The 13316-nt window shown below is 70.2% G+C and carries 9 protein-coding genes; 7 read left to right on the forward strand and 2 right to left on the reverse strand.

Features of this window, described 5'->3' with window-relative positions:
• The first annotated feature begins 58 nt into the window (after positions 1-58).
• The 5 genes from VKV26_11600 to VKV26_11620 all read left to right on the forward strand — a co-directional run bounded on the left by VKV26_11600 (position 59) and on the right by VKV26_11620 (position 8413).
• Complete coding sequence (locus tag VKV26_11600; GenBank protein HLZ70534.1) at positions 59-3040, forward strand: EAL domain-containing protein; 2982 nt, start codon at positions 59-61, stop codon at positions 3038-3040.
• A gap of 498 nt (positions 3041-3538) precedes the next feature.
• Positions 3539-4180, forward strand: a complete 642-nt coding sequence (lexA, locus tag VKV26_11605; protein ID HLZ70535.1) for a transcriptional repressor LexA — start codon at positions 3539-3541, stop codon at positions 4178-4180.
• A 152-nt stretch (positions 4181-4332) separates the two neighbouring features.
• The gene (locus VKV26_11610) at positions 4333-5331 is read left to right on the forward strand and encodes an ABC transporter ATP-binding protein (protein HLZ70536.1); all 999 of its coding nucleotides are present in this window, start codon (positions 4333-4335) and stop codon (positions 5329-5331) included.
• Between the two features lie 464 nt (positions 5332-5795).
• The gene (locus VKV26_11615) at positions 5796-7019 is read left to right on the forward strand and encodes a sensor histidine kinase (protein ID HLZ70537.1); all 1224 of its coding nucleotides are present in this window, start codon (positions 5796-5798) and stop codon (positions 7017-7019) included.
• Positions 7020-7153: 134 nt separating this feature from the next.
• Positions 7154-8413, forward strand: coding sequence for an MFS transporter (locus tag VKV26_11620; GenBank protein ID HLZ70538.1), 1260 nt, complete (start codon positions 7154-7156; stop codon positions 8411-8413).
• A gap of 43 nt (positions 8414-8456) precedes the next feature.
• Here the strand turns inward: VKV26_11620 and VKV26_11625 are convergent, their stop codons facing one another.
• Positions 8457-8972: an NUDIX domain-containing protein gene (locus tag VKV26_11625; protein ID HLZ70539.1), complete on the reverse strand. Its 516-nt coding sequence runs from the start codon at positions 8970-8972 to the stop codon at positions 8457-8459.
• A 217-nt stretch (positions 8973-9189) separates the two neighbouring features.
• Here VKV26_11625 and VKV26_11630 point away from each other — a divergent pair, with 217 nt between their 5' ends.
• A complete protein-coding gene (locus VKV26_11630) occupies positions 9190-11055 on the forward strand; it encodes an aldehyde ferredoxin oxidoreductase family protein (GenBank protein ID HLZ70540.1) in 1866 nt (621 codons plus the stop codon).
• Between the two features lie 148 nt (positions 11056-11203).
• Positions 11204-12079, forward strand: a complete 876-nt coding sequence (locus VKV26_11635) for a lysophospholipase (protein HLZ70541.1) — start codon at positions 11204-11206, stop codon at positions 12077-12079.
• 227 nt (positions 12080-12306) lie between these two features.
• On the opposite strand, the gene VKV26_11640 is transcribed toward VKV26_11635, so the two are convergent.
• Positions 12307-13316: trypsin-like peptidase domain-containing protein (locus VKV26_11640; GenBank protein ID HLZ70542.1), on the reverse strand; the 1010-nt coding region annotated here is incomplete at its 5' end.

Consider the following 13316-nt stretch of genomic DNA (forward strand, 5'->3'; position numbering starts at 1 on the left):
GGCGTACGGCGCCGATACTTATCCGAGTGCGTCTGAAACGGCAGACGCGAAGGGACGGATGCGCCGGCAGTCGCTGTTGCTGTTTCTCAGCCGCCTGAGCCTGACCTGGCGCTTCGCCGTCGCCACGGCGGGGGTGATGGCGGTTGTCTTCGCCGTTTCCGTCTGGGCGCAGACGCATGCCGTGCAGCAGGGAGCGCTGCTCGACGCGAAGAGTGACGTGCAGCGGCTCGCGGCCAATCGCGTGCTACCGCGGCTCACTCGGGCCGATCTGGCCGCGCCCCTCCGCGGCGAGCGGCTGGACGGGTTCGACGCCTTCGTGCGCGACCAGATCCTGAGCGACGACGCCGAGCGCGTCGTGATCTTCGATCGCGCCGGCCGCCTGCTCTATTCCAGCGAAACCGCCGAGATCGGCCGGGTGTTCCCGCCCGATGCCGGGCGGCGCCGGGCCCTGGCCGGCAACAGCGCCGCCGGGGCGACGATGGGCGCCGATGCCTATCAGGTTGGCCGCCTGCCCGGTGCGCCGCCGCTGCTGGAGATCGACGTTCCCCTCGTCCTGCCCGGCGCCACGGAGATCGGCGCCGTTTTCGGCGTCTACCGCCCCTATGCGCCGCTCGCCGCCCGCATCGACGCGGCGCGCCGATCGACGGAACTGGCGCTGGCCATCGGGCTGGCGATCGTCTATCTGCTGCTGATCGCCATCGTCAACGGCGACGGCCGCACGATCGAGCGGCAGCGCCGCGAGCTCGAACAGGGACTTGCTGAACAGGAACGGACGGACGAGGCCGTCCGCCAGCAGAACGCCTATCTCGCCGCGCTGCACGAGGCGACCTTCGCGGTGATGCAGCGCCGCGAGCTGGCCGACGTGCTGCACACGATCGTCGTCCGCGCCGCGGCGCTGCTGAACACGTCCCACGGCTACGCCTCCCTGCTCGATGCGGACGGGCAGGCGATGGTGATGGCCGTGGCGACGGGGGTCTTCAGCGCGCGCGTCGGCGCGGGCGTGGCCTACGGCGAAGGCATGGGCGGCCGCGTCTGGAAGGCGCGCCGGCCCGTGGTGATCGAGGATTATGCGACCTGGGCAGGGCGTCTGACGGCCGCGGCGTACGACCATGTGCACGCGGCGGCGGGCGTGCCGATCGTCTCAGGAGGGCAGCCCGTCGGCGTGCTCTCGCTCGCGCTGGGCGAGCCGGGGCGCCGTTTCACCTCCGTTGAAGTCGCGGTGTTGAGCCAGTTCGCCGAACTGGCCTCCCTGGCGCTGGATAACGCCCGCCTGCTGGAGCAGACGCAGCAGGAGCTGGAAGAGCGCCGCCACGCCGAGGCCGCACTGGTGGAGAGCACCGCGACCTTCCGCCTGCTGTTCGCCGCCAATCCGCATCCGATGTGGGTGTACGACCTCGAGAGCTTCGAGATTCTCGAGGTAAACGAGGCGGCGATCGCCCACTACGGTTACACGCGCGCGGAATTCCTGCAGATGCGCATCGGCGATCTGCGCGACGACGACGTGCAGTCGCTGCTGGCGCCCGCGGGCGAGGAGGCGCCGGCGCTGGAGGCGTCGGGACCGTGGCGCCATTGCACCAGGGACGGGCGGCAGCTCGACGTCGAGATCATCTCGCACGCGCTCGAGTTCGGCCGGCGCGCGGCGGCGCTGGTGGTGGCGCAGGACGTGACCGAGCGCAAACGAACCGAGCGGGAACTGGTCTTCCTCGCCAGCCACGACCCGCTCACCGGGCTGTTCAACCGCCGTCGCTTCGCCGAGGAACTGGAGGAGCAGCTCGTGCAGGCGCGGCGCCACGGCACGGCCGGCGCCCTGCTTTACATCGATCTCGACCAGTTCAAGTACATCAACGACACGCTTGGCCACCACGCCGGCGACGAGCTGCTGGTGAGCGTGGGGCGCGTGCTGCGGCAACGGCTGCGCGCGAGCGACATTCTTGCCCGGCTGGGCGGCGACGAGTTCGCCATTCTGCTGCCGCACACGGCCGAGAGCGAGGCGACGCGCCTCGCGGAGGAGCTGCTCGACGCACTGCGCCATCACACGATTCCGCTCGGCGGCCAGGCGGTCGGTACCACGGCCAGCATCGGCCTGGTGCTCTATCCGCGGCACAGCGACTCGGCCTCCGAATTGCTGGCCTACGCCGACCTGGTGATGTACCAGGTGAAGGAAGAGGGCCGCAACGGCTTCGGCGTCTACGTGCCCGGCGATGCCCAGGCGCAGATCGCCGCCACGCTCACCTGGGAGCGGCGCATCCGCGAGGCGCTGGCGACGGACTGTTTCGTGCTCTACGCGCAGCCCATCCTTGACCTACGCGGCGACGTGCCGCACGGCGCCGCCGCCACCGTTGCTTCCGTTGCTTCCGTTGCTTCCGTTGCTTCCTATGAGCTGCTGCTGCGGCTGCACACGGAAGCGGGCGAGGTGGTGCTGCCGGGCGCCTTCCTCGATGTGGCGGAACGCTCGGGCCTGATCCGGGCGATCGACCGCTGGGTGGTGCGGCAGGCGATCGGCATCATCGCGGCCGAGACGGCGGCGGGGCGGCAGATCACGTTGGAGGTCAACCTCTCCGGCAAGTCGATCACCGACCCGGAGCTGCTGCCGCTGATCGCACGCGAGCTGCACCAGAGCGGCATCGACCCCGCCGACCTGGTGTTCGAGATCACGGAGACGGCGGCGATCGCCGACATCGACGAGGCACGGCGCTTCATCACCACGCTGAAGCAACTGGGCTGCCGCTTCGCCATCGACGACTTCGGCGTCGGCTTCTCCTCCTTCTACTATCTGAAGCATCTGCCCGTGGACTATCTCAAGATCGACGGCAGCTTCGTCAGCAACCTGGCGCGCGACCTGGTGGACCAGCACCTGGTGAAGGCGATCGTCGAGGTGGCGCGCGGGCTGGGCAAGCAGACGATCGCCGAGTTCGTCGGCGACGACCAGACGGTGCGGCTGCTGCGCCAGTTCGGCGTGGACTTCGCGCAGGGCTATCACACCGGCCGGCCGCGCCCCGTGGCCGAATGGCTGGGTTCGCCGCACGAGGCCGCGGCCTAGCCGGCGTCTGGCCGGCGGGCAACGCCCCTTGTGAGCCGCTTCACGCGTTCCCCGTGGCCACCGCCACACGGCGCCGCAACGGGCCCTGCCGCTCCCGCGTGTTTCCGGTAGCGGCGAAAGCGCCGCGGGTGCGGCCAGCGCCCAACACGCAGCAGGGTGTAGAAGATGCAGAAGGAGGACCCGACGATGTTGACGTTCATACCGCTCTCGCAGCCCGCCGGCCCGGTGCTCGCGCTCAATCCGCAGCCGCTGCCGCCCGGCCTGCACTTCGCCGACGGCAGCGTGCGCTTCGGCAGGTAGGCGGCGGACATCCGGGGCGGCCGGCGGCTCGTCGCGGCCGCCCCCGTGCAGCGCTTCTCGACCCTTCGCCGTGCGCCGCGCAACGCTTGTTGACACGTTCTGGAGCGAGTGGTACATTTGTGCGTCAGAACGGGTGTTCCGATCTGGGCTTGGCGCGTGTGGCGTCGTGCCCGTGCGGAGGCCGGCAAGGGGGCGATGATGCGGGGCAAGCTTTCGGTCAAGCAAGAGAAGATCCTGAACTTCATGCGGCAGTTCTTGGACGAGAATGCCTATCCGCCCAGCATCCGCGACATCCAGCACGGCTGCGGCATTAGCTCGACCTCCGTGGTCGATTACAACCTCAAAGCGCTGGAGAACATGGGCCTGATCCGCCGCGACCGCGAGGTCTCGCGCGCGATCGAGGTGCTCGGCCACCGGCGCAACGGCAACGGCATCGTGTCGGTGCCCGTGGTCGGGCAGATCGCGGCCGGCGCGCCGATCGACGTGCCCGAGTCCGGCGCCAGCGTGCCGGACAGCTCGGAGACGATCGAGGTCAGCGAGCGCCTGCTGTACGGGCGGGACAACGTCTTCGCCCTGCGCGTGAAGGGCACCTCGATGATCGACGCGCTGATCAACGACGGCGACATCGTCGTCTTCGAGCCGACCAACCACGCCGAAAACGGCGACATGGTGGCGGCCTGGCTGAAGCGCGAGGGCGAAACCACGCTGAAGAAGTACTACCTCGAAGGCGACCGCGTGCGCCTGCAGCCGATGAACACCACGATGGCGCCGATCTACAGCGCCGCGGACAACGTGCAGGTGCAAGGCCGCGTGCTCTACGTCACCCGCTCGATGGCCTGAGCGGGATCTCGCCAATCCTGCCCACGCGGCAAACGGCGCTGCCACGCGGGTTCTTGATCGTCATAACGCGCTATACTCGTTGTACAGAGCGGTAGGCAGACTACCGCTCTGTGCGCGTTCTGAGCCGGCGCGAGCCACGGGGCGGGGGCCGCATGCCCGAGCCGATTCTCCAGGTGCACGACCTCAGCGTGGAGTTCGCCACGCGCGAGGGCGCCGTGCGCGCCGTCAACGGCGCTTCACTCGCGCTGCACCCCGGCGAGATCGTGGCGCTGGTCGGCGAAAGCGGCTGCGGCAAGACGACCTTCGCGCTCTCGCTGCTGCGCCTGCTGCCGCTGCCGGGCCGCATCACCAGCGGCAGCGTGTTGTTCGACGGCGACGACCTCTGCCGCCTCTCCGACGACGCGCTGCGCCGCCTGCGCGGCCGCGCGATCTCGATGATCTTTCAAGACCCGGTCACCGGTCTCAATCCGGTGCTGCCGGTCGGCAAGCAGGTCGAGGAGATCCTCGCCAGCCACCTGAGCCTCGACAAGAAGGAACGCAAGCGGCGCACGGTCGAGATCCTGCGCAGCGTGGGCCTGGCGGACGCCGAGCGCATCTTCGGCCAGTATCCGTTTCATCTCTCCGGCGGCATGTGCCAGCGGGTGATGATCGCGATGGCGACGGCGCTGAACCCGCAAGTGATCGTCGCCGACGAGCCAACCTCCTCGCTCGACGTGACGGTGCAGGCGCAGATCCTGGCCGAGCTGGAGATGCTGCGCCGCACGCGCAACACGGCGATCCTGCTGATTACCCACGACTTCGGCGTAGTGGCGCAGGCGGCGGACCGCGTGGCCGTGATGTACGGCGGTGCGATCGTCGAGCAGGGCGACGTCCACACCGTCTTCGGCCGGCCGCGCCATCCCTACACCGCGGCGCTGCTCAACACGCTGCCGCGGGTGGACGGCCGCAACGGCCCGCTGCAGGCGATCCCCGGCTCGCCGCCCAGCTTGCTCAACCTGCCGCCCGAATGCAGCTTCGCCGCGCGCTGTACGAAGGCGCTCAACCGCTGCCGGCAAGAGCCGGCGCCGCCGCTCGAAGAGGCCACCCCCGGCCATTTCGTCGCCTGCTACAACCCGATGTTCCACGAGTGGGACGAAGACGCGGCGGATTAGGGCGTGCCCGATCGTGCGATCAGCGGCGATGGCTCGCGTCGGGTTACCACTCTCGGATGCCCCCGATGCAGAGCGCAGAGCAAGGGGGCGGGACATTCTGCAGTCCGCGAGGCAGGGTGTCGAAAGCGCCGGGTTGGAAGGCGAGGCTGCGGTTCAATGACTCGTTTTTGGCTGTTCTGATAGTGTACAAGGCGTGCGCATAGGCGAGCATGAGTCTGTTGCCTGCGCGCTGCTCGCCAGGTTCCCCGCCCGGACAGCATCCGCCGTGCCTTCTGGTCGTGGACGGCGACCACGGCCCCCGCGACTTCATGGCCGTCGTCCGCTACATCGTCCGCCAGAAGGGGGTACACCGTCGGCGCCGAGGGCGATGACCATGAGGCGCCTGACCAGCTTGGACCAGGTTCGGCCTGGCCTTGTGCTGATCGGCCTCCAGATTCTGACGCGACGGGCAGACAGGATCGACGATGACGAACCAGGCGGACCCGGCGGATGTCGCAGGCCGGGCGGAGCAGATCGCCGCGGGCAGCGACCTCACCTGGGTAACCGCGCCGCTGGCCTCAGAGCGCGACCAGGTACTGGACCGCTGGATGGTCGCGGCCAAAAGCCAATCCTTTCACGCGGCGCGGCCGGAGCAAGCGGTCGCCGACCATATCCCGGCCCTCTACGACGCCATCGTCGCCTTCCTCGCCCGGGGTGGAAGCTCGCGGACGGCGACGGGCGCGGTGCTGGACGACCCCGCCATCCTCGCCGCCGCGCAGCAGCATGCGGACGCCCGCTTCCAGCAAGGACTGCAGCCCGTCGATATCGCCGTGGAGTTCCGGCTCTTGCGTCAGGAACTCGTCAAAACCCTGCGCGACCATCTGCCCGATACCGTGCCGGTGAGCGATGTCCTGGGCGCCGAGCTTCTGGTGCATGATGCGCTCGATGGGGCGGTCGCCGTGGCGTTGCGGGCGCTGGCGGACCTCGTCGAGACGGTCCGCGAGGACTTCCTGGCCGGCACCGTGCACGACGTGCGCGGACCCCTCACGCTCATGCGGGCGGCGGCGCAGCTTGCGGATCGACACCTGGCCGCAGCCCCGGCGGATATCGCCCGCGCCCGGGACGACCTGGCCCGCATCGTGGCCGCGTCCGCCCGGATGGAGGCGCTGCTGGACGAACTGGTCGATGCTTCCCGCGTCGCGCTCCACCGGCTGGATCTGCGGCCCGAGCCGGTGGATCTCGTCGCCCTCACGCAGCGGGTGGTCGGCCAGTGCGGGCCAGAGATCCGAGCCCGGATCCGCCTGGTGGTGGCGCCGGGCACCGACCCGCAGGGAACCTGGGACCCGGTGCGGCTGGAACGGGTGGTGACCAACCTGCTCTCGAACGCGGCCAAGTACGCCCCGGGGACCAGCCCCATCACCGTGACGGTGGCGGGGGCGGGAGAGACGGTCACGCTGCTGGTCAGCGATGAGGGCGTTGGTGTCGCGCCCGAGGAGCTGCCGCGCCTGTTTCAGCGCTACACGCGGACGGCAGACGTCGAGGCCCGGGGTATCCCGGGTCTGGGTCTGGGCCTCTTCGTCTGCCGCGGCATCGTGGAGGCGCACGGCGGGCGCATCGGGCTGACCTCGGCGGGACGGGGCCAGGGGTCAACGGTAAAGGTCGTCCTGCCCCGCACCGCACCGGCCGCACCCACCGCGCCTGCCCGCTAGCCAACCGCCGGGCGGGCCGTCCTCGGGTAATCCCCGTTAGCTGGAGATGGACGGCGCCCGAGGCATAATTTAGGTGGGTAGCGCGTCGCGTATCGGATACTACATAGCCCTCAACGAGGCCGACGAGGCGATCGATGCGGCGCCTGCTGATCCTGCATCCGCTGCGCCACCGGCCCTTTCGCCTGCTGTTTGCCGGCCAGGCCGTCTCCGACCTGGGCGACTGGCTCGATCTGCTGGCGCTGCTCTTTCTCATCGCCTTCCGCTGGCGGCTCGGACCGGCGGCGCTCTCGGCGCTTGTCCTCGCGCAACTGCTGCCCTTCGCCCTAATCGGCTCCTTCGCCGGCGTCCTGGCCGACCGCTGGCCGCGCCGCGCCACGCTCGTCGGCTGCGACCTTGCCCGTGCCGCGATCGTGCTGGGCCTGCTCTGGGCGCCGAACCTGCCGGCGCTGCTGCTGCTCGTCGCCGCGAAGCTTACGCTCAGCACGCTGTTCGGCCCCGCGCGGCAGGCAACGATCCGCGCCACCGTGCCGGAGGCGGATCTGCTCTCGGCAAACGCGCTCAGCCGGCTTTCGTTTCAGTCGAGCAAGGTGATCGGCCCGAGCCTCGGCGGCGTGCTGGTGGCCGTCGTCGGCGCCCGCGCCGCCTTCGCCGTCGATGCCGCGACCTTTCTCGCCTCCGCCGCCTTCCTCGCGCGGCTGCCGGCACTGCCGCGTTTGCCCGATGAGGCGGCGCAGGCGGCGCCGGCCTTCCGGCGCGAGCTGCGCGCGGGCTTCGGCTACATCCGGCGCAGCCGCGCCCTGCGCCTGCTGGTCGGCGCCATGACGGCGGAGTATATCCTCGTCGCCGGCAGCGACAGCTCCTCCGTGCTCGTGCTGCAACGGCTGGCGTTGAACGAGGCGGCGATTGGGCGGGCGATCGGCTGCGCCGGCCTCGGCAATATCCTGGCTTCGATCGCGATCGGGCAGTGGGGCCACCGCCACAACGCTTTCACGATGCTCGCCGCCGGGCTGATGCTCGCCGGTTTCATCGGCGTGATCACCGGCGGCGCGGCGGCGGCAAGCATCGCTGCCGTGCCGGCGGTGTGGCTCGTGGTTAGCGGCATCACGGGCGTGGCGTTCGCCGCGATCTGGACGCCGTACGCCTTCCTCATCCAGCGCGAGACGGAGCCGGCGCTGATGGGGCGTGTCTCGGCCTCGGCGCTGGCGCTCTGCTCGGCCGGCGGTTTGGCCGGGCCGCCGCTGGGCGCGGCGCTGGCAAAGCTGTGGAGCGTCGGCGCCACGTACGCCGCGCTGTACGGCGTGCTCGTGCTGGTGGGCATCACCGTCTTCGGGCTGATCCCGCGCCCGCGGGCCGCCGCAATCGTCGCCCTCGCCGGCGCACAGGGCGAAGGATAGGCGGACGGGCGCAGGGCCGAACCGGACCGGAGACGAACTCGCGTCAATCGAACGCGGCGAACACGGGCACGCCGTCACCGCGGTCGGCGGCCAGCGCGTTGGCGGCGCAGCGGCGGTAGAAGGGCGGCAGCTCGGCGACGGGAAGGTAGCGCCATTCGGTGTGCTCCTCGCTGAGGCGGATGGCGCCCGGCGCCGGCTCGGCGCGGAAGAGGCCGTGCAGGCCGCGGCCGGAGGTGTCGCGCTGCAGCGCCACCAGCCGCAGATCGCGCAGCGCCAGGCCGGTCTCTTCCCGCGCCTCGCGGCGCATCGCCCGTTCCAGGCTCTCGCCGTAGCCCACGCCGCCGCCCGGCAACTGCCAGAGGCGCGAGTAGGCCGAGCGCAGCGCCAGCACGCGGCCCTGCGCGTCCGTGATCGTGACGTGCACACCAAGCGCGTAGCGCGGCGAGAGCGCCCAGATCAGCCAGCGCTTCGCACGCCAGGAGAGCGGCGTGCGCCGTAGCAGAACGATGCGCCACTCGCGCAGCCGCCGTTGCGCTCGCTCCCGCACCGCAGCCGTCACCGTCCTTCGTCCCGAGACCGCCCCCACACGCCTCGTCTGCGGAGAAGAGGGGAGGCAGGAGGGCGGCTGGAGCCTGCGTCGCGAACAAGCGTTATGCTGAGCGCAGCATATTGCTCTGCGCCACGGGCTGCTCGAACATAACCGCAGCGTACGCCCACCGACCCCGCGCCGTGCAGCCGCGCGCCGGTGGGCGTCGATCGCGCGAAGGGAGACCGCAATGACCACGGGCCAGACCGAGCGGGCCTTCAACGGCAAGATCCTCAACGTCAACCTCAGCACGGGCGAGATCAAGGCGGAGCACCTGCCCGATGAGATGTACCGCAAGTATCTGGGCGGCTACGGCCTCGGCGCCCGCATGCTGCTGGACCGCGTGCCCAGGGGCGCCGATCCGCTCGGCCCGGAGAACATGCTCGGCATCTTCCCCGGCCTGATGACCGGCACGCCGCTCTTCGGCCAGCGCTATCAGGCCGTGTGCAAGTCGCCGCTCACCGGCGGCTGGGGCGACGCCAACTGCGGCGGCAACACGGGGCCGTATCTCAAGCATGCCGGCTGGGACGGGGTCATGTTCTTCGGCGCGTCCGAGAAGCCGGTCTACCTGCTGATCAAGGACGACGAGGTCTCGATCGAGGACGCCTCGGATCTCTGGGGCACGGACGCGATCGAGAGCGAGAAGCTGCTGATGGAGCGGCACGGCAAGAAGTCGAGCGTGGCCGATATCGGCCCGGCGGGCGAGACGCTGTCGCTGATCTCCGGCATCTGCAACGACCACGGCCGACTGGCGGCACGCAGCGGCGTGGGCGCGGTGATGGGCTCGAAGAAGCTCAAGGCGATCGTGATCGTGCCCTCGCGCAACATCATGGTGCAGAACAAAGAGACGCTGGCCGAGGTGAAGCAGGGGCTGCAGGACTTCGTCAAGCCCACGGCCGACTTCTTCCGGACGTACGGCACCACCGGCATCACCAGCCGCTCGGCGCACAGCGGCGACTCGCCGGTGAAGAACTGGGGCGGCGTCGGCATCGTCGACTTCCCCAACGTCGAGACGATCACCGGCGACGTGGTCAACGCCACGATGGAGAAGCACTACGCCTGCTGGCACTGCCCGCTCGCCTGTGGCGCCGAGTCCAAAGAGTCGGAGAACGCCGAGTACCCGTATCCGCGCCACACGCACCGGCCCGAGTACGAGACGATGGCCACCTTCGGGACGATGAACCTGAACAACAACCTCGACTCGCTGACCTACGCCAACCACCTCTGCAACGCCTACGGCTTCGACTCGATCTCGGCCGGCGCCACGGTCTCCTTCGCGATCGAGTGCTACGAGAACGGCATTCTCACCAAAGAGGACACCGACGGCCTGGAGCTGCACTGGGGCGACGACAAGGCGATCATCAAGCTGCTGGAGATGATGGGCACGCGCCAGGGCATCGGCGCCGTGCTGGCGGACGGCGTCAAGGTCGCCTCCGAGAAGATCGGCCGCGGCTCGGAGAAGTTCGCCATGCATGTGGCCGGGCAGGAGCTGCCGATGCACGACCCGAAGCTCCAGCCCGAGTACCACACGACCTACAAGCTCGACCCGACGCCGGCGCGGCACACGCAGTACGAGGGCAACCGCCGCTTCGGCCTGATCCCCGCGGCGCAGCGCGACCGCACGGTGTCCGAGGGCCGCGGCCCGCACCACAAGGGCGCCTCGGAGTACATGCACGTCGTCAACGCCGCGGGCCACTGCCAGTTCGTGATGATGGCCGCGAACACGGCCAACATCCCGCAGTGGATCAACATGACCACCGGCTTCGACATGACGCGCGAGGAGCTGCTGGAGGTGGGCGAGCGCATCGCCAACATGCGCATGGCCTTTGAGGTACGCGAGGGCGGCAACCCGCGCAAGCGCCAGGTGCCGGAGCGCATGTCCGGCGCGGTCTACAGCGAAGGGCCGCACAAGGACTTCGGCCTCGACACCGAGACGCTGGAGAAGGAGTACCTGCAGGCCTGCGACTGGGACACGGAGACGTGCAAGCCCAGCGCCGCCAAGCTGCAGTCGCTCGGCCTGGCCGACGTCGTGCCCATGGTGCACGGCGGGGCGTAGGCGCCCTCACTCCCCCGTTCCCCTCTCGCCCATACACAAGCGGCGGGAGATCCGCCCCCTGCGCCGAGCGTATGGGAGAGAGGGGTGAGCCTGGCTGAAGCGTTCCGGACGCGATCGGGCCATCCGGCGCGGCCGGGAGGGTACGGCGATGCAGACGCGAGAAGGCACTTTCGACGCGGCGGGCGGCCTGCGCCTGTTCGAGCACGCCTGGCTGCCGGAGGGCGAGCCGCGGGCGGCGGTTGCCCTTGTGCACGGCTACGCCGAGCACAGCGGGCGCTACGAGCACGTCGGCCAGGCGCTCGCTTCCGCCGGCTACGCCGTCGAGGCGCTCGACCTGCGCGGCCACGGCCGCTCTGAGGGCGAGCGGGCCACGGTGCGCACCTTCGGCCTGTACCTGAACGATCTGCGGCGCTTTCTGCGGCGGGTCCGCGAGCGCCATCCCGGCAAGCCGCTCTTTCTGCTCGGGCACAGCATGGGCGGCACGATCGCCGCGCTCCACACCATCCAATTCCAGCCGGAGCTGGCTGGGCTCGTGCTCAGCGGCCCCGCCCTCACGGCCCGCGACCGCGCCCAGCGCCTCACCGCGCCGGTCTTCTCCGTGCTCGGGCGGCTCGTTCCCGGCCTGCCGCTCGCCCGGCTCAAGGCCGAGACGGTTTCGCGAGATCCGGCGGTCGCGGCGGCCTACGACGCGGATCCGCTGGTCTACCGCGGCAGGATGCGCGCCGGCATGCTGCGGGCCTTCGTCGACGCATTGAACCGCATCGATCGAGGAATGGAGACGATCGCCGTGCCGCTGCTGATCGTGCACGGCACCGCCGACGAGTTGGCCAATCCCGACGGCAGCCGCCAGCTCTACGCGCGCGCCAGCTCCACCGACAAGCGCCTGCGCCTGTACGACGGGCTGGCGCACGAGGTGCTGAACGAGCCGGAGAAGGACGAGGTCATCGCCGAGCTGTGCGGCTGGCTGGACGAGCGCGCGACACCCGGCGCGGCGGCCGGCGCTGCCGCGCGGCGCGGCGCCTGATCGCGGCCAGCTCACGCTGCATCGATATGGCCGACCCGCCGCGCCTGCGGCCCTCGCATGAGCGGCGGGCACGGCCGTTTGAGCTGGCTGCTCCCCGCCATGGGTCCGCAGGTACGGCCCACAGGTGGCGGCAGCGCCGCACCTTCAGCCCCAGAGCCCCGCTTGCAGATCTCCCCTTCCCCTGGAATCGGGGGAAGAGGCATGAAGCGGGGGATGAGGGCCACCGCTCAGCCCGCCGGCAGCTGCCCGAGGGTGACCTTCACCTGCATGCTCTGGCCGCCGCGCAGCACGGTCAGCGTCACCGTGTCGCCCGGCTTGCGCGGATTGATCGCCTCCGCCAGGCCCGAGTCGCCTTGTAGCTGCTGGCCGTCCACCTGGCTGATCACGTCGCCGCGCTGCAGGCCGGCGCCGGCGGCCGGGCCGCCGGGCTGCACGCGCAACACCACGGCGCCTTGCTTCGCGTTTACGCCAAGCTGCGCGGCGATCGCCGGGTTCAGCGGCACGTAGCCGATGCCCAGCGAGGGATGCACGACCTGGCCAGAGCTGACGAGCTGATCGGCGACCGGCTTGGCCGTGTGGATCGCGATCGAGAAGCCGATGCCCTGCGCCTGCACGCCCGGCTCCGCCTGGCCCGCGGCCAGCGTATTGATGCCCACGACCTTGCCGCCGAGGTCCACGAGCGGGCCGCCGGAGTTGCCGGGATTGATCGGCGCGTCGGTCTGGATGAAGTTCTGGAAGCCGCGTCCGCCGAGGCCCGTGCGGTTCACGCCCGAGACCATGCCGCCGGTGGCGGACTGGCCGACGCCGAACGGATCGCCGACCGCGACCACGAAATCGCCCATGCGCACCTTGCTCGAATCGGCGAGCGCGATCTGCGTCAGGTTTTCCGCCGGCACCTGGATCACGGCGACGTCGGTGTCGGGATCGGTGCCGACCAGTTTCGCCGCCAGCGTGCGGCCGTCGTGCAGCGTGACGGAGATGTCGTCGGCGCCGTCGACGACGTGGTTGTTCGTCACCACGTAGCCTTTGGACGCATCGATCACGACGCCCGAGCCGAGCGACTGCTCGATGCGTTCGCGCGGCGCGTTCTGCATGCCGAAAAACTGCTGGAAGAACGGATCCTGCATGAACGGGTTGCGCACGCGCACGCGGGTCTTGGAATTGATGTTCACCACCGCCGGCGTGACGCGTTCGAGCATCGGCGCGAGCGACGGCATCGGCTGGCCGTCGACGCTCG

Source organism: Dehalococcoidia bacterium (assembly GCA_035310145.1).
GTDB lineage: Bacteria > Chloroflexota > Dehalococcoidia > CAUJGQ01 > CAUJGQ01 > CALFMN01.